Annotated in this window: 19 protein-coding genes; 17 read left to right on the top strand and 2 right to left on the bottom strand. The window is 64.3% G+C overall.

The window, feature by feature from the left end:
• The first annotated feature begins 18 nt into the window (after positions 1–18).
• The 7 genes from HCN50_RS22235 (at position 19) to HCN50_RS22205 (ending at position 4619) form a co-directional block, all read left to right on the top strand.
• Positions 19–957, top strand: a complete 939-nt coding sequence (locus HCN50_RS22235; protein WP_171711794.1) for a heme o synthase — start codon at positions 19–21, stop codon at positions 955–957.
• 18 nt (positions 958–975) lie between these two features.
• Positions 976–1140 (top strand): cytochrome c oxidase system small membrane protein, encoded by a 165-nt coding sequence (locus HCN50_RS22230; protein WP_171711793.1) that lies wholly within the window; start codon positions 976–978, stop codon positions 1138–1140.
• Between the two features lie 23 nt (positions 1141–1163).
• Positions 1164–1790 carry a cytochrome c oxidase assembly protein gene (locus HCN50_RS22225; protein ID WP_376700311.1) on the top strand — a complete coding sequence of 209 codons (627 nt, stop codon included), beginning with the start codon at positions 1164–1166 and terminating at the stop codon, positions 1788–1790.
• 114 nt (positions 1791–1904) lie between these two features.
• Entirely contained in the window at positions 1905–2795 is an 891-nt protein-coding gene (locus tag HCN50_RS22220) for a cytochrome c oxidase subunit 3 (protein WP_171711791.1), read from the top strand.
• Between the two features lie 94 nt (positions 2796–2889).
• On the top strand, positions 2890–3279 hold the full coding sequence (locus tag HCN50_RS22215; protein ID WP_171711790.1) for a DUF983 domain-containing protein: 390 nt from the start codon (positions 2890–2892) through the stop codon (positions 3277–3279).
• Positions 3276–4046 (top strand): SURF1 family protein, encoded by a 771-nt coding sequence (locus HCN50_RS22210; RefSeq protein ID WP_171711789.1) that lies wholly within the window; start codon positions 3276–3278, stop codon positions 4044–4046. The genes HCN50_RS22215 and HCN50_RS22210 overlap by 4 nt, the downstream gene beginning before the upstream one ends.
• Before the next feature lie 189 nt (positions 4047–4235).
• Positions 4236–4619, top strand: coding sequence for a nuclear transport factor 2 family protein (locus tag HCN50_RS22205; RefSeq protein ID WP_210265039.1), 384 nt, complete (start codon positions 4236–4238; stop codon positions 4617–4619).
• Here the strand turns inward: HCN50_RS22205 and HCN50_RS22200 are convergent.
• Positions 4607–5983, bottom strand: coding sequence for a histidine kinase (locus HCN50_RS22200; RefSeq protein WP_171711788.1), 1377 nt, complete (start codon positions 5981–5983; stop codon positions 4607–4609). The two genes, HCN50_RS22205 and HCN50_RS22200, sit on opposite strands and share 13 nt — an antisense overlap.
• A gap of 84 nt (positions 5984–6067) precedes the next feature.
• Here HCN50_RS22200 and HCN50_RS22195 point away from each other — a divergent pair, with 84 nt between their 5' ends.
• The 10 genes from HCN50_RS22195 (at position 6068) to HCN50_RS22150 (ending at position 16732) form a co-directional block, all read left to right on the top strand.
• Complete coding sequence (locus HCN50_RS22195) at positions 6068–6712, top strand: response regulator transcription factor (protein WP_171711787.1); 645 nt, start codon at positions 6068–6070, stop codon at positions 6710–6712.
• Positions 6713–7328: 616 nt separating this feature from the next.
• Positions 7329–7541 carry a hypothetical protein gene (locus tag HCN50_RS22190; RefSeq protein WP_171711786.1) on the top strand — a complete coding sequence of 71 codons (213 nt, stop codon included), beginning with the start codon at positions 7329–7331 and terminating at the stop codon, positions 7539–7541.
• 110 nt (positions 7542–7651) lie between these two features.
• Positions 7652–7879 (top strand): hypothetical protein, encoded by a 228-nt coding sequence (locus HCN50_RS22185; protein ID WP_171711785.1) that lies wholly within the window; start codon positions 7652–7654, stop codon positions 7877–7879.
• Between the two features lie 403 nt (positions 7880–8282).
• Positions 8283–8936, top strand: a complete 654-nt coding sequence (gene paoA, locus HCN50_RS22180; protein WP_171711784.1) for an aldehyde dehydrogenase iron-sulfur subunit PaoA — start codon at positions 8283–8285, stop codon at positions 8934–8936.
• Positions 8933–9883 carry an FAD binding domain-containing protein gene (locus HCN50_RS22175; RefSeq protein WP_171711783.1) on the top strand — a complete coding sequence of 317 codons (951 nt, stop codon included), beginning with the start codon at positions 8933–8935 and terminating at the stop codon, positions 9881–9883. Before paoA ends, HCN50_RS22175 begins: the two co-directional genes overlap by 4 nt.
• Positions 9884–9886: 3 nt before the next feature.
• On the top strand, positions 9887–12091 hold the full coding sequence (paoC, locus tag HCN50_RS22170; protein ID WP_171711782.1) for an aldehyde oxidoreductase molybdenum-binding subunit PaoC: 2205 nt from the start codon (positions 9887–9889) through the stop codon (positions 12089–12091).
• A gap of 396 nt (positions 12092–12487) precedes the next feature.
• Complete coding sequence (thrC, locus tag HCN50_RS22165; RefSeq protein ID WP_171711781.1) at positions 12488–13906, top strand: threonine synthase; 1419 nt, start codon at positions 12488–12490, stop codon at positions 13904–13906.
• Complete coding sequence (locus tag HCN50_RS22160; RefSeq protein ID WP_171711780.1) at positions 13903–15192, top strand: M16 family metallopeptidase; 1290 nt, start codon at positions 13903–13905, stop codon at positions 15190–15192. The genes thrC and HCN50_RS22160 overlap by 4 nt, the downstream gene beginning before the upstream one ends.
• A gap of 208 nt (positions 15193–15400) precedes the next feature.
• Complete coding sequence (locus tag HCN50_RS22155) at positions 15401–15988, top strand: GNAT family N-acetyltransferase (protein WP_171711779.1); 588 nt, start codon at positions 15401–15403, stop codon at positions 15986–15988.
• A 132-nt stretch (positions 15989–16120) separates the two neighbouring features.
• Positions 16121–16732, top strand: coding sequence for a hypothetical protein (locus HCN50_RS22150; RefSeq protein ID WP_171712058.1), 612 nt, complete (start codon positions 16121–16123; stop codon positions 16730–16732).
• A gap of 50 nt (positions 16733–16782) precedes the next feature.
• Here HCN50_RS22150 and HCN50_RS22145 read toward each other — a convergent pair whose 3' ends face one another.
• Entirely contained in the window at positions 16783–17268 is a 486-nt protein-coding gene (locus HCN50_RS22145) for a F0F1 ATP synthase subunit B family protein (RefSeq protein ID WP_171711778.1), read from the bottom strand.
• Positions 17269–17272: the final 4 nt, after the last annotated feature.

Below are 17272 nucleotides of genomic sequence, written 5' to 3'. Positions count from 1 at the left end.
TCTGAAGCGAGATAGATCTTGTCGGTAGTCGACCATAACGCCATCGATGCTCGCCCTCGGATTTCCGAGGCGGAAGTCGGTGACTACATCGCGCTGTTGAAGCCGCGGGTGATGTCGCTCGTGATCTTCACCGCGCTGGTCGGCCTCTTCATTGCCCCGGGCCATGTCCACCCCGTGATCGCCTTCACCTCGATCCTCTGCATCGCGGTCGGCGCCGGCGCTTCGGGCGCAATGAACATGGCTCTGGAAGGCGACATCGACGCGCTGATGACGCGCACCGCCAACCGGCCGATCCCGCGCGGACGTATCACCAGCGCGGAAGCGATGGCATTTGGCCTGACGCTGGCTTTCTTCTCGGTGCTGACGCTCGGCATCCTCGTCAACTGGCTGGCCGGCGCGCTGCTCGCGTTCACCATCTTCTTCTATGTGGTGATCTACACGATGTGGCTGAAGCGCTGGACCGCGCAGAACATCGTGATCGGCGGTGCCGCCGGCGCGCTGCCGCCGGTCGTGGCGTGGGCCGCCGCCACCGGCTCGCTGTCGATGGAGCCTGCGCTCCTGTTTCTCATCATCTTCTTCTGGACCCCGCCGCATTTCTGGGCGCTGGCGCTGTTCCGCAGCGACGATTATGCCCGCGCCGGGATTCCAATGCTGCCCGTGGTCGCCGGGCCCGAGGCGACGCGGCTACAGATCCTGCTCTACACGATCGTGCTGGTCGCCATCGCCGCCGCGCCGTGGCCGCTCGGCTATTTCGACGCGGTCTACGGCGTCACTTCGCTGGTGCTCGGCGCCGGCATGATGTGGTTCGCGATCGAGGTCTACCGCCGCCGCGAGGGCAAGCAGGCGGGCCGCGCCACCCGCCGGCTGTTTGCCTTCTCGATTCTTTACCTGTTCGCGCTGTTTGCGACGCTCCTGCTCGAGGTCGTGATCCGCGCTGTCGCACCTCTGATCGGGTAAGGGGCGCATGGGACGCGAATGGACGACGATCGCAAGCCAGATGGAATCGTGCTCACCGAGGCGCAGAAACGCAGCCGTCGCCAGCGCTCGATTGCCATTGCGCTCGCGCTCGGCGTCCTGGTCGTGCTTTTCTTCGCGGTTACCATGGTCAAGGGGCCGGCCGTTCTCGTCCGGCCGATGTGACTGAGATGCAGAACGAGCCGCAAATGCCCGAAGATGTGACGGGAGGTGACAAGATCGTCTCCCGCCGTGTGCTGACGCGTGATGCGGCGGTGGCTTCGATCTGCGGTTTCGTCGTGGTTTTCATGGTCGGCGCGTCCTATGCCGCCGTGCCCTTCTACAACTGGTTCTGTCGCGCCACCGGTTTCAACGGCACCACCCAGGTCGCGACCTCGGCGCCGTCGGATGCGCCGCTGGAGCGCCGAATCGCGGTGCGGTTCGATGCCAATGTCGGCCCCGGCCTGCCCTGGAAGTTCGAGCCCGAGCAGAACGAGATCGAGGTCCGGATCGGCGAGGTTGTCACCGTGTACTACACCGTGACCAACCAGGCCGCGCGCGCAACCGCGGGTCAGGCAGCCTACAATGTCGCGCCACTGACCGTCGGCGCCTATTTCCAGAAGATCAACTGCTTCTGCTTCACCGAGCAGACCATGGGCCCCGGCGAAAAGCGCGAAATGCCCGTGGTGTTCTACGTCGATCCGGCGCTGGCCAAAGACAGCGAGAATGACACCCTGAAGACGATCACGCTATCCTACACCTTCTATCCCGTGCGCGATCCGGCGCCGAAGCCGCTCGCGGCCGGCGAAGGCGACAAGCGCAAGGGAAACTTATGACGCGAACCTGTGAGAAACCTGTGACCGCCGAATTCCGTATCTGACGGGGTTCGGATCTGAAATTTGAGACGAATATGCGCCGAAGGGAACGGCGCATCTAACGGAGAGACCGCAATGGCTACGGCGCACGCGAAGCACCACGACTACCATCTCGTCGATCCGAGCCCGTGGCCGGTCGTCGGCTCGATCTCGGCGTTCATCATGGCGGTGGGTGCGATCGCCTGGATGCATCACATGTTCGCTGCCGCGCCGATCATCTTCGGCGTCGGCACCATCGGCGTGCTCTACACCATGGCGAGCTGGTGGGGCGACGTGATCCGCGAAGCCCAGTACAAGGGCGACCATACCCGCGTGGTGCAGATCAGCCACCGCTACGGCATGATCCTGTTCATCGCCTCCGAGGTGATGTTCTTCGTCGCCTGGTTCTGGGCATTCTTCAATTCCGCGCTGTTCCCTGCCGACGCGGTCCACGCCACCCGCGACGCGGTGTTCGGCTGCGGCCCGGGCACGGCGATGGGCGCCTGCAGCGTGCCGGGCACCTGGCCGCCGAAGGGCATCGAGACCTTCGACCCCTGGCACCTGCCGCTCCTCAACACGCTGCTGCTCCTGACCTCCGGCACCACCGTAACCTGGGCGCATCACGCGCTGCTCGAGAACGACCGTCAGGGCCTGAAGTACGGCCTGATCCTGACCGTGCTGTTGGGCGCCACCTTCACCTGCGTGCAGGCCTATGAATACGCCCACGCCACGTTCAGCTTCTCCGGCAACATCTACGGCGCGACGTTCTTCATGGCGACCGGCTTCCACGGCTTCCACGTGCTGGTCGGCACCGTGTTTCTGTTGGTCTGCCTATTCCGCGCCTATGCTGGCCACTTCACGCCAAAGCAGCACCTCGGCTTCGAATTCGCCGCCTGGTATTGGCACTTCGTCGACGTGGTGTGGCTGTTCCTGTTCGTCTGCATCTATGTCTGGTTCCGCGGCGCGGGGCCCGTAGCCGGCCACTGATGCAGGACTAACGTGCTAGAAGGGGCGGTCGGAAAGACCGCCCCTTTCACTTTTCCTTGTCCCGTTGTGGGAAAGGGGAAGGACAGAGCAGAACATGACGGTTGACACTTCACCCACACTCACCCGGAGCGCACTGCGCGGGCTTGCCTGCCGCTGCCCGCGTTGCGGCCAGGGCAAGCTCTATGCGGGCTTTCTCAACCTGCGCCCGAATTGCGAAACGTGCGGGCTCGACTACGCCTTCATCGATTCCGGTGACGGGCCTGCCATCTTCATCATCATGCTGGCGGGCGCCATCGTCGTCACGGCGGCGCTGATCGTCGAAATCAAGTATCAGCCGCCATTCTGGCTGCATGCGGCGCTGTGGCTGCCGCTCATCGTCGCGACCACGCTGCTGCCGCTGCGCTCGATGAAATCACTGCTGATCGCACTGCAATTCCATCACAAGGCGGCGCCCGGCCGACTGATCGATCGCGAGCCGAAATGACTGGCCGCCTTTCGTCGCGGAGGCCCGCAGTTGCCGGCTTTGCCATCTTCACGCTGATGATGGTGATGGGCTTCGTTGGCCTCGGCATCTGGCAATTGCAGCGCCGGGTCGAGAAGCACGCGCTGATCGCGATGCTGAACGAGCGGCTCGCCGCCGCGCCCGTGGCTCTGCCGGCCCCTTCGCAATGGAGCTCGCTGACGCCAGCCAAAGACGAATTCCGCCGCGTCAGCTTCAGCGGGACTTACGCGCCGCTGCCGGATGCGATGGTCTACAGCGCGGGCTCCGCGGTGCGCCACGACGTCTCCGGGACCGGCACCTGGGCGTTCCTGCCGGTGCAACTCGCCGACGGCAACACCATCGCGGTCAACGCCGGCTTTGTGCAGAACACGATGCAGGACCGCGCCCAGCAGGATCGCGCCGTGAGAGGGCTCATCACCGGTGACCCGGTGCAACTCAGCGGCTATATCCGTTTTCCCGAAAGCGCCGGCACGCTGACGCCGCCCGAGAGCGTTGCAAAGCGGCTCTGGTTCACCCGCGATCATCTCGCGATGGCGCGCGCGCTGGGTTGGGGTGAGGCCGGCAAGGCCGTCGCGCCGTTCTACCTCGATCTCGAAACGCCCGTGCCCGAGAACGGCATTCCAAAGCCGGGGCCGCTTTCCGTGCATCTCAAGGACGACCACCTGCAATACGCGATCACCTGGTTCACGCTGGCATTTGCGGTCCTCGTCGCATTCGGTGTTTGGTGGCGCGGCAGGCGGCATGCTTAACGAGCTGTCCCCGTATTCGCCCGGACTGGTTGTCGGAACTGTTGTTCCGCAAAATCGCTTTCGGTTCCACGCGAGTTCCGTGTCGAGCTCCGTACAAAGGACTGTTCAGTGTCCATTCACGACGATCGTCATACTCCGTCACCCGCTTCAGCGCTCCGGACATATGGCGATGGGGATGGGCTCGCGAACTTGACCGACGATTTTGATCCGATCGCATTGGTGGTCGACTGGCTGGACGCGTGCCGCAATCGCGACCTCGCGACGTTGCTCGACCTTTATGCCGACAACGCGACGCTCGAATGCCGGTGCGGCGAGCCCAAGATCAGTGAAGGCCGTGCGGGACTGGAATCCTATTGGCGGCAGCGCCTCGACGCACCCGCCCCCACCGCATTCGGTCTGGAGGAAATCATGCCGACGACAGAAGGGGTCGTGCTCGATTATCTCAGCCACGAAGGCAAGCCGGTGCGCATCGCCTTCAGCTTCACCCGTGCCGGAAAAATCCAGGCGACCCAATGCTTGCCGGTGGCGGATTTGCCGCAGCCGGCTGCCGGCCTGCAGGATTACGCCGGGTAGTAATCATTTCCGTCAGGCTTGTTTCCGCCTCGCCCCTGTGAGGCGGAATCTGCCACGGGAAGCCGGCAGCGAACGTAGGTGCGGCCGGCTTCGCGCAATAGCTCAAGTGTCCCGCTCAGCGCGCGAACGCGCTCCAGCATTCCGGTCAATCCCCGGCCAAACCGCCGATCCGCCGGAAAGCCGATGCCGTCGTCGGATATTTCCACGATCACTTCGCGGCCCTTGATAGCAGCCGTGACGCGCATCGAGTTCGCCTTGGCGTGCCGCAGCACGTTGGTCACCGCCTCCTGGATCACGCGATATACCGTTTGCGACATCAGGCCGTCGACCTCGCTCAGTGAGGCGTCGATCTCCGACGTCACCTTGAGATCGGGCGCCTGCGTTTTCACGTTCTGCAGCAGCGTCTGGATGCTCTTCGCCAGGCCGAGCTCCTGAATGTAAAGCGGCCGCAGCCGGTCGAGAATGCGGCGGTTCGCATGCTGCAACGTTTCGACCGATTGCAGGATGCCTTCGGCGGCCCGCCTCAACTGCGCTTCGTCGGTGGGAATCGATTCCAGCAGCGCCACCGTGCTGGCGCGGATTCCGAACAACAGCGGCCCGAGCTCGTCATGAAGCTCACGCGCCATGTCCTGCCGCTCGTCGTCCTGCAGCGATACGATCCGGCGCAGCAGGCTGCGATTATCCTGGCTGAGGCGGTTGAGCGTGCGCGCGAGTTCGTTGGCTTCCAGCGCGCTCTTGCGGATTTCGGGTGGGCCGGCCGGGGCAATCGACTGTTCGTAATCGCCCGCTCGCATCCGGGTGAGGCCATTGCCCAGATTCTGCAGCGGTCGCAATGCCGAGCGCGCGGTGAAGTGGGCTATGGCTGCCGTCAGCAGCATCAAGATGATTACGGAGCAGGCGATCGTCAGAAACCCGATCCATTTTTCGTAGACGTCGGCGGACATGTCGGGCGCAAATACGATATCACCGACCTGTTTGCCTTCGACCGTCACCGGGAAGGCCGCCTTGAACTCGGGGATGGCGAGCAGGCGAACGAACCAGTCAGGCACCGTTCCGAACGGGGTCTGCACTTCGGGCGGGTGCACGTCGAGGTCGGTCCCGAGACGCCGAAACCGGATCGCTTCGGAATCTCCTAGCGATTGCACGAACGCATCGAGCGTCGCCTGCGGATTGGCAGACGCCTGCAGCGCACCGTTGAGCGCGGCCGCGACCGCTCTGGCCGAGCGAGCCGCCGGCTCGGTTTCTTCCACAAGTTGCGCCGAGGCGAAGATCTGCAGCGAGACGGCGCCGGCCAGCAGTGCCGCCACGAACATCAGGCCAAGCGGCAGCAAGAGCCGCGTTCGAAGCGAAAGTCTTTCCCACATTTTGGTTTATTATAGTTCCCGCAACCCAAGATTTCTCTTTTCAAATACCGGCAACCGCTTATTTATTCCCCCAGGGGATGAATGATGCAGAATTCCGCCAGATCGGCAACAAAGGTCCTGATCGTGGATGACCACCCGGTGGTCCTGTCGGGGTGCCGCTCGCTGTTTGCGTCGGACAATTCTGTGAAGATCGAGGAGGCCAGCGACGCCAAGTCCGGTCACCGCGCCTACATGGCCAGGAAGCCTGACGTAACGGTCATCGATATCAAGCTTCCCGACGTTTCCGGTTTCGAGCTGATGCGGCGCATCCGCAAGGAAGATCCGCACGCCAGGATCATCATGTTCAGCATGAATGACGATCCGGCTTTCGTGGTCCGCGCCATCGAGATGGGCGCGCAGGGCTACGTCTCGAAGGGCGACGATCCGCGGATGCTGGTGAGGGCAGTCCGCAAGGTGGCCGCGGGAGACAATTTCATCTCGCCGCAACTGGCCGAGGCGGTGACCTTCTCAGGCGCTTCAATCAAGGCCAATCCGGCTTCGCAGATGACGGCGCGCGAACTGGAAATCCTGCGATTGCTCGGCCGCGGCGACAAGATCGTCGAAGTCGCCGACGCGCTGGAAATCTCCTACAAGACCGTGGCCAACACCACCTCGCTCCTCAAGCAGAAGCTCGGCGCCAAGAATCATTCGGACCTGATCCGGATCGCGGTGGAGATGGGGCTGGGCTAGCTATTGCCTCTCGTCCGATGAAGCTGAACCGGCCGCGCCACGTGAGCGCGGCCTGTTCGCGCCGCTGCAATTCGCCTGCGTCCGGGCAATGGAATGACGATAAGCGAATCCAGCGAAGCCTTACCAATGGTGATGGCGGCGATGGTGGCGCCATTTATGATGACCGCGGCCCCTGTACCATCCGTAGTGATGACCGCGTCCCCGATGCCCACGGCCATGATGGCCATGCCCGTGCCTGACCTGGACCACCGCGCCGTCCTGCGCGGCCAAGGGCGCGATGCCCAACCTGGCGGAAGCGGACAAGCTCATTGCCAGCGAGGCAATCAATGCCGCGCCAATCAGAACGATACGTCTCATGCAGGCTCCTTCCAATCGCTTGATCGCGATACCTGACACAAGTTCCCGATTACCGATTTGGTTCCAGGGCAAGCCAGGCAAGAGACACTCCGGATGCTGCGGGGGCAAATTGTCCCGATGCATTCCGCTGCCCGCTCGCCAAGCCCCGTACAGTGCGCGGCGTCGAACTGCCGGGGGGTGCGATCGCCAAAAGCTGCATGGTTGTTTGCAGGAAAAACTGGCAAAATGGGCTCCCTCTATGACCTGAAGGGAGAGCTGGATGAACAGCCCGGATATTGCGGAGGCCGCCTTTGCGCGGGCCTGGAGCGTTTACCTGTTGATCCACAGCGGCATCGACGAGAACGACGCGCGGCGGGCAAGCCTCCAGCGCTTTATCCGGCAGCGCTGCCAGGCGGGCGAAACCGACTCGGAGCTATTGGCGGTAGAGGGGCTCAAATATCTCAAGACCCTGGAACGGACCGCAGAGGACTAATTCGTTGCCGCAGCTCCCGAAATCGCGTCGTCCAAGTCGGGAAAAAATGGAACAATCCGATTTTCTCGTGCGTTGCCGGTTGCATCACGGAAATCTCGGAGGAGGACACCTTGAGGAAATTTCTGTTGATCGGGACGCTGGCCTTTGCAGTATCGGCGGCCCAGACGGCAGTGGCCGCTGAATTCTACGTGGTTCGCGACGCCACCACCAAGAAATGCACGGTGGTCGATACCAAGCCGACCAGCACGACCACCACCATCGTCGAAAACGGCACGTTCAAGACCAAGACCGAGGCCGAAACCAGCATGAAAACCATGAAGGTCTGCACAAGCAACTAGACAGACCCTTCCAGGAGAGAGGGCCGCAGGTTCGCCCCTGCGGCCCTCTTGGTTTGTCCAGACCGCGACACGCCCAGCTGCGCCGTCGCCCCGGGTGAAGCTCCTTTGGCGCGCCACCAGAGCAACGCGATGAGATCGCTGATGTTTTGCCGCTCCATTCATGAAGCCAATTCATATATGCAAGCCAATCCACCATCTAATTTCGCGTCTTGTCACGTTCGGACCGGGTCCTCACGTCACGTTCGCACCGGGTCCTCACGCTCTTTCAGACGTGAATGCTGCTGGAGGAACAGCCGAAAGGTGGCGCAGTTACAGGTGCGCGACCGGATGTTTCAGGCGGGCCGATGGTGAAACCGGATCTCCCATCGAACGCGATCCCCGACAGCACAAACGGGAACACGATATGACAAGTCCCAGCGATTTCGAATTGTCGCGGCGTAAACTATTGGCAGGAACTGCCGCATCGGTGGCACTGACGGCGGCGCCATCCATCGTCAATGCCCAGGCGCCCACCATTGCGGAGCAAAACGCCGCGGCAGGCTCCGCGACATTGAAGGTCTCCTTCACCGTGAACGGCGCGGCGCGCGATCTCACGCTCGACACGCGGACCACGCTGCTCGACGCGTTGCGCGAGCACCTGCATCTCACCGGCACCAAGAAGGGCTGCGATCACGGCCAGTGCGGCGCCTGCACCGTCATTATCGGCGGGCGGCGGATCAACTCGTGTCTGACGCTTGCCGTGATGCACGAAGGCGACAGCATCACGACGATCGAGGGGCTGGGCACGCCCGAGAAAATGCATCCGATGCAGGCCGCGTTCGTCAAGCATGACGGCTATCAATGCGGCTATTGCACGCCCGGCCAGATCTGCTCGGCGGTGGCGGTGCTGGACGAAATCAAGGCCGGCATTCCGAGCCATGTCAGCGCCGACCTGAACACGCCGGTGCAACTGACCAGTGCCGAGCTCCGCGAGCGCATGAGCGGCAACATCTGCCGCTGCGGCGCCTATTCGAACATTGCCGAGGCGATATCAGAAGTCGCCGGGAGGCCCGCATGAAGTCCTTCACTTACGAACGTGCCCAATCGCCGGCCGCGGCCGCGGCCGCCGCTGCACGCCATCCCGATGCCAAATTCATCGCGGGCGGCACCAATCTGCTCGACTTGATGAAGCTCGAGATCGAAACGCCTGCGCATCTGATCGACGTCAACGGCCTCGCGCTCGACAAGATCGAGCCGACGCAGGAGGGCGGATTGCGGATCGGCGCGCTGGTGCGCAATACCGATCTGGCCGCCGACGCGCGCGTCCGGCGCGACTATGCCGTGCTGTCGCGCGCGCTGCTCGCCGGTGCCTCGGGCCAGTTGCGCAACAAGGCGACGACGGCAGGCAATCTCCTGCAGCGGACGCGCTGCCCGTATTTCTATGACACCAACCAGCCCTGCAACAAGCGGAAGCCCGGCAGCGGCTGTGCGGCGATCGGCGGTTTCAGCCGCCAGCATGCCATCGTCGGAGCAAGCGACGCCTGCATCGCCACCCATCCAAGCGACATGGCGGTGGCGATGCGCGCGCTTGATGCCGCGGTGGAAACCGTGCGGCCCAACGGCGCGACCCGGACGATCCCGATCGCCGAATTCCACCGCCTGCCGGGCAACACGCCCCATGTCGAGACGGCACTTTCGCCGGGTGAATTGATCACGGCGGTAACGCTGCCAAAACCCACCGGCGGCGTGCAGATCTATCGCAAGGTGCGTGATCGTGCCTCTTATGCGTTCGCGCTGGTCTCGGTTGCTGCGATCGTGCAGCGCGACGGCACCGGCCACGTGGCGCTCGGCGGTGTTGCCCACAAGCCATGGCGCCTCGAATCGGCCGATGCGCAGTTGCCGCGTGGCGCCAAGGCGGTCACGGCGGAACTGCTGTCCGGCGCCAAGCCGACGCGCGAGAACGCATTCAAGTTGCCGCTGGTCGAGCGCACGCTCGGCGCGGTACTGACCGAAGCGAAGGGTTGACCCATGAAATTCGAAACCCCCGCCACGACCAATCCGATCGATGCGCTCAAGATCGTCGGCAAGCCCTTTGGCCGGATCGATGGCCCGCTCAAGACGACCGGCAAAGCGCCCTACGCCTATGAGCGCCATGACGTCGTTTCGAACCCGGCCTATGGCTATGTTGTCGGTTCAGCGATCGCGAAGGGACGGATCGCCCGGATCGACCTCGCCGCGGCCAAGGCGGCGCCCGGCGTGCGGGCGATCGTCACGGCCGACAATGCCGGCCAGCTCGGCAAGGGCGAGCGCAACACGGCAAAACTGCTCGGCGGCCCCGAGATTGAACATTATCATCAGGCGATCGCCCTGGTAGTCGCCGATACCTTTGAGCAGGCGCGCGCCGCCGCGGAGCTGCTCCGCGTCGACTACACCAAAGCGGAGGGCGCCTTTGACCTCGCGGCGGTGAAGGGTACCGGCGAACCCCGGCCGCTGTTCGGCGGTCCGGCCGATACCGCGCTCGGCGATTTTTCCAGCGCATTCGCCGCGGCGCCGGTTCAGCTCGACGCAACCTACACAACGCCCGATCAGGCGCATGCGATGATGGAGCCGCATGCCTCAATCGCCGCCTGGGACGGTGACAAGCTCACGCTTTGGACCTCGAACCAGATGATCGCCTGGGGCGTAACCGACATCGCGAAGACGCTGGGTATTGCCAAGGAGAATGTTCGCCTGGTCTCGCCTTTCGTCGGCGGCGGTTTCGGCGGCAAGCTATTCGTGCGTTCAGATGCATTGCTTGCGGCGCTAGGAGCCCGCGCCGTCGGGAGGCCGGTGAAGGTGGCGCTGCAGCGCCCGCTGATGTTCAACAATACGACACACCGTCCGGCAACGATCCAGCGCATCCGCATCGGGGCCAACAGGGACGGCAAGATCACGGCGATCGGCCACGAGGAATGGTCGGGCAATCTGCCCGGCGGCAGGCCCGAGGGCGCGGTCAGCCAGACGCGGCTGCTTTATGCCGGGGCCAACCGCATGACCGCCACCCGCCTCGCGGCGCTGGACCTGGCCGAAGGCAACGCCATGCGCGCGCCGGGCGAAGCTTCGGGCATGATGGCGCTGGAGATTGCGATCGACGAAATGGCGGAGAAGCTCGGGATCGATCCGATCGAGTTTCGAATCCTCAACGATACCCAGAACGATCCGGAAAGGCCGGCGCGGCCATTCTCGCAGCGTCAGCTCACCGAATGTTTTCGCACCGGCGCCGAGCGCTTCGGCTGGAGCAAGCGCGATCCACGGCCGGGCCGGGTCCGTGATGGACGCTGGATGATCGGCATCGGCGCCGCCGCCGCATTCCGTAGCAATTTGCTGGTCAAGTCGGCCGCACGCGTGCGGCTCGACAGGGCCGGCATTGTAACGGTCGAGACCGACATGACCGACATCGGCACCGGCAGCTACACCATCATCGCGCAGACCGCCGCCGAGATGATGGGCGTGCCGCTGGAGAAGGTGGTGGTCCGCCTCGGCGACTCGAGCTTCCCGGTTTCATCAGGCTCCGGCGGGCAGTTTGGCGGCAACAATTCGACCGCCGGCGTCTATGCCGCCTGTGTCAAGCTCCGCGAAGCGATCGCGCAGAAATTAGGCTTCAATTCCGCGGAGGCCGAGTTCGCCGATGGCGAGGTGCGCGCCGGCAATCGCCGCGTGCCGCTGGCGCAGGCCGCGGCCGATGGTGGCCTCACGGCCGAAGACGGCATCGAATACGGCGATCTCGACAAGAAATACCAGCAATCGACCTTCGGTGCGCACTTCGTCGAAGTCGGCGTCGATAGCGCGACCGCGGAGATCCGCGTCCGCCGCATGCTCGCGGTCTGCGCCGCCGGCCGCATTCTCAATCCTAAGACGGCGCGCAGCCAGATCATCGGGGCGATGACCATGGGCGTCGGCGCGGCACTGATGGAGGAGCTCGTGGTCGACAAGCGCGCGGGCTTCTTCGTCAACCACGACCTCGCCGCCTACGAGGTGCCGGTACACGCCGATATTCCGCATCAGGACATGATCTTCCTCGACGAGACCGATCCCGTATCATCGCCGATGAAGGCCAAGGGCGTCGCCGAGCTCGGTATCTGCGGCGTGGCGGCGGCGGTCGCCAACGCGATCTACAACGCGACCGGCGTGCGCGTGCGCGAGTATCCGATCACGCTCGACAAGCTCCTTGAGCAAATGCCGGACGTCGGTTGAGGCTTGAGCGCGGCCGCATTGAACTTCGAGGCCTGACCAGTCATCACGTTCGAGCCCGGTGCGCGCACGGCACATCCGAGGGGATGACGTGGTGTATGTGGCGCGCCATATCCCCGTTATTGCGAGTCATCGGGCGCGCGTTCGCGCGACCCGGTGGCGGGATGACGGCTTGTGTGGTTCGGCACTTTACGTCAATGCAAGCCAACGGGTCGGCCCCGCCGCGCGTCTCGAACCATGAGGCCGCTGGCCTCAACCTGCGCCCGCTCTTTTCGCCCCAATCCCATTTCCCCTTGGCTGAAAAACGCTTTATGGTGGCCCTCGCTTCGCGCTTGGCGAAATCTAATTCATGATCAAGATCAAAGGCTTGGCATAGGGCTGGCGCCTTTGGAGGGTGGTTTGACGCGCTATATTTCTACGCGGGGGGAGGCCCCGCTCCTGGGTTTTTGCGATGTGATGCTGACCGGGCTCGCCCGCGACGGCGGGCTGTACGTGCCCGAGGTCTGGCCGCAGCTCTCGCGCGAGACCATCGCCTCGTTTTTCGGCCGGCCCTATTGGGAGGTCGCGGTCGACGTGATCAAGCCGTTTGCCGCGGGCGAGATCTCCGACGCCGATCTCGGCCGCATGGCGAACGAAGCCTACGCGACGTTCCGTCATCCGGCCGTGGTGCCGCTCGATCAGACCGGGCCCAATCAATTCCTGCTGGAGCTGTTCCACGGCCCGACGCTGGCGTTCAAGGATGTCGCGATGCAGTTGATCTCGCGGCTGATGGATCACGTGCTGGCCAAGCGCAACCGGCGCACCACTATCGTGGTCGCCACCTCGGGCGACACCGGCGGCGCCGCTGTCGACGCATTTGCGGGTCTCGACAATGTCGATCTGGTTGTGCTGTTCCCGAACGGGCGCATCTCCGACGTGCAGCGGCGGATGATGACGACGACCGGCGCATCCAATGTGCACGCGCTCGCGATCGAAGGCACCTTCGACGATTGCCAGGCGATCGTGAAGGCGATGTTCAACCATCACGGCTTTCGCGACGCGGTCGCGCTATCGGGCGTCAATTCGATCAACTGGGCGCGGATCGTCGCGCAGGTGGTGTATTACTTCACGTCTGCGGTGGCGCTCGGCGCGCCCGCGCGCACCGTGGATTTCACCGTGCCGACCGGAAATTTCGGCGATATCTTCGCCGGCTATGTCGCCAAGAAGATGGGGCTGCCGGTGCGCTGGCTGCGCATCGCCTCCAACATCAACGACATCCTGCCGCGCACGCTCAAGACCGGCATCTATGAAGTGCGCGAGGTGCACGCCTCCGCTTCGCCCTCGATGGACATCCAGGTCTCCTCGAATTTCGAGCGGCTGTTGTTCGAGGCGAGCCGCCGCGATGCCGACACGGTCCGCCGGCTGATGGCCTCGCTGAAGCAGTCCGGGCGTTTCGTGCTGCCGGATGCCATGCTGGCCGCGGTCCGCGAGGAGTTCGACGCCGGCCGCGCCGACGAGACCGAGACATCGGCGGCGATCCGCGCCGCCTGGCGCGAGGCTGGCGATCTCGTCGATCCCCACACCGCGGTGGCGTTGGCGGTGGCCGATCGTGACACCTCCGATTCGAAGATCCCCAACATCGTGCTGTCGACCGCGCATCCGGCCAAGTTTCCCGATGCGGTGGAAGCCGCATGCGGCGTGCGGCCGCAACTGCCGGCCTGGCTCGACGGCCTGATGACCAAATCCGAACACATCACGGTGATGAAAAACGATTCGGCCGAAGTGGAGCGATTCGTGCGCTCGGTCAGTCGCGCCGCCAAGCAGGGAGTTGCCGGATGAGCGTCGACGTGACCAAGCTGCCGTCCGGCCTGACCGTCGTCACCGACACCATGCCGCATCTGGAAACGGCGGCGCTGGGCGTCTGGGCCGGCGTCGGCGGCCGCGACGAAAAGCCGAACGAGCACGGCATCTCGCATCTTCTCGAACACATGGCCTTCAAGGGCACCACCAGGCGCTCCTCGCGCGAGATCGTCGAGGAAATCGAGGCGGTCGGCGGCGATCTCAATGCGGGAACCTCGACCGAGACGACGGCCTATTATGCGCGGGTGATGAAGGCCGACGTGCCGCTGGCACTCGACGTGCTTGCCGACATCCTCACCAATCCGTCCTTCGTGCCGGACGAACTGGAGCGCGAGAAGAGCGTCATCGTGCAGGAAATCGGCGCGGCGCAGGATACGCCCGACGACGTCGTGTTCGAGCATCTCAACGAACTCTGCTTTCCGGATCAGCCGATGGGCCGTTCGCTGCTCGGCACCGCCAAGACGCTGAAAAATTTCGATCGCGACATGCTGCGCGGCTATCTCGCAACGCATTACCGCGGGCCCGACATGGTGGTGGCCGCCGCCGGCGCGGTCGACCACAAGCGCGTGGTGGAGGAGGCGGCGCAGAAATTTTCAAGCTTCGACGCCACGCCCGCGCCGAAGCCGCAGCCGGCCATGTTCGGCAAGGGCGGCTCACGCGTCGTGCACCGCGATCTCGAACAGGCGCATTTGACGCTGGCGCTCGAAGGCGTGCCGCAGACCGACCTGTCGCTGTTCTCGCTGCAGGTCTTCACCAACACGCTCGGCGGCGGCATGTCGTCGCGGCTGTTCCAGGAAGTGCGGGAAAAGCGCGGCCTGTGCTACTCGATTTACACCTTCCACGCGCCCTATACCGACACCGGCTTTTTCGGCCTCTACACCGGCACCGATCCCGGCGACGCGCCGGAGATGATGGAAGTGATCGTCGACGTCATCAACGACGCCGTCGAAACCCTCACCGAAGCCGAGATTGCCCGCGCCAAGGCGCAGATGAAGGCGGGACTGTTGATGGCGCTGGAAAGCTGCTCGTCGCGGGCCGAACAGCTGGCGCGGCACGTGCTGGCCTATGGCCGGCCGCTGACCGTGGAGGAACTGGTCGCCCGGATCGATGCGGTCTCCATCGAATCGACGCGCAACGCGGCGCATGCGTTATTGTCGCGCAGCCGGCCGGCGGTCGTCGCGCTTGGCAGCGGCAGGGGTCTGGACACCGCGGTGTCTTTTGCGGAAGGATTGACGACGTCGAAGGCAAGAACGCTGCTACACTAGCGTTAACCTCGCCCCGCTTGCGGGGAGAGCATAGGCCGCCTTCCGGCGGCCGTACTGGCAAACGCCGAGGCGACAGGCTCGGCTACGGCGAAGCGCCGGGTGAGGGGCTCTCTCCGCGGATACGGCTCGTGGAGACAGCCCCTCACCCCGACCCTCTCCCCGCAAGAGCGGGGCGAGGGAGGGCTAGTTAGAGCGGGGGAGAGAAGGCATGGCCCTGTTTCGTTTGCCATCCAGCGGACCGGCCGCGCTCGCACCGCGCGGCCACGGCCTGTTGCTGCGCGCTCCCCAGATGTCCGATTTCGTCCAATGGGCGCAACTGCGCGAACAGAGCCGGGCCTATCTCACGCCGTGGGAGCCGATCTGGCCGTCGGATGATCTGACACGCGCCGGTTTCCGCCGTCGGCTTCGCCGCTACGCCGAGGATATTGCCGCCGACCGCTCCTATCCGTTCATCATCTTCCGCGAATCGGACGGCGCCATGATCGGCGGCATCACGCTCGCCAATGTTCGCCGCGGCATCGCGCAGGCCGGCACCATCGGCTATTGGGTCGGCGAGCCCCACGCGCATCGCGGCTACATGACGGCGGCGCTGCGAGTGCTGCTGCCGACGCTGTTCGGCGAGCTCAACCTGCACCGCATCGAGGCCGCCTGCATTCCCTCCAACACGCCGTCGATCCGGGTGCTGGAGAAGTGCGGCTTCACGCGCGAGGGGCTGGCGCGGCGCTATCTCTGCATCAACGGCATCTGGCAGGACCACCTGCTGTTCGGCCTGCTGCACGAGGATTTCCGCGGCTGAACCGTTGATTTCTAAGCCTTTTGGGTGCCTTGGGTTCGCCGCCATTGGGCTGCTATAACGCCGCCGGGAAACAATGACGCGGGAATGGGGATTTCAGGGACTCGCATGGGTGACAATCGTTTGGCCAAGGTGATGGCCGCGGCGGCCGTTGCGGGCGGTCTGGCCTGCCTGATCGTGGCGCCGGCGTCGGCGCAATCGCTGACCGATCGTTTCAAGAGCTTGTTTGGCGGCGGCAAGTCGGAGGAGGAGCCGGCCGCCAATGCGCCGGCGGCTCCCCAGGACACCGGCGATCTGACCTGTCCGCCGGTCACCGTCAGGTCGGGCGCCTCCACTTATGCGGTCGGGGCGCCGGGCAAGCAGCCGGTCGGCAATGACCTGCGCTTTCAGGCGACGATCAGCAAGATGGCCCGGGAATGCAGTCTCAACGGCGGCGTGATCACTGTGCGGATCGGCATTCAGGGCCGCGTCATCGCCGGCCCCGCCGGCGCGCCTGCCTCGGTCCAGGTTCCGATCCGGGTTGCCGTGGTGCAGGGCGGCGTATCCGAAAAGACCATCGCCACCAAGGCCTACCAGACCACCGTCAATATGACCGAAACCGGCAGCGAGCCCTTTACGCTGGTCGCCGAAGATATCAGCTATCCGGTGCCTCCCGGCGCTGCGGGCGACAGCTACATCTTCTATATCGGCTTCGACCCGCAGGCCCTGAAGCCGGAACGCCCGGCGCCGAAACGGAAGAAGCAATAGAAAAGCCGGCGCGAGATAATCGCGCCGGCTTTTTGGTTGGTGTAAGCCGATCAGTTCAGCTTGGCGCGAACCTCGGCGATACCCTTGGCAAGCAGGTCGTCGGCAACCGAGCCCTTGACCGATTGCGATAGGATGGTCGAGGCGGCTTCGACCGCGGCGTTAGCGGCCGCCGCGCGGACGTCGGCCAGTGCCTGGGCTTCGGCGAGCGCGATCTTGCTCTCGGCGGTCTTGGTGCGGCGAACTACGAAGTCTTCCATCTTGGCCTTGGCGTCGGTCGCGATGCGCTCGGCTTCGGCCTTGGCGTTGGCGATGATTTCCTCGGCCTCTCGCTCGGCGCTGGCGCGGCGGGTCTGGTACTCGCCGAGCAGCTTGGCCGCCTCATCCTTGAGACGGCGGGCGTCGTCAAGCTCGGCCTTGATACGTTCGCTGCGATGATCGAGCGCCGTCAGCACCGTCTTGTGAATGCCGAGATAGGCAAACAATACCATCAGGATGACGAAGGCGATTGCGACCCAGGTTTCCGGTTCGGTGAACATCGGT

This window comes from Bradyrhizobium archetypum, from assembly GCF_013114835.1.
In the GTDB taxonomy this organism is placed as follows: domain Bacteria; phylum Pseudomonadota; class Alphaproteobacteria; order Rhizobiales; family Xanthobacteraceae; genus Bradyrhizobium; species Bradyrhizobium archetypum.
This window is presented reverse-complemented; position numbering and strand designations above follow the sequence as displayed.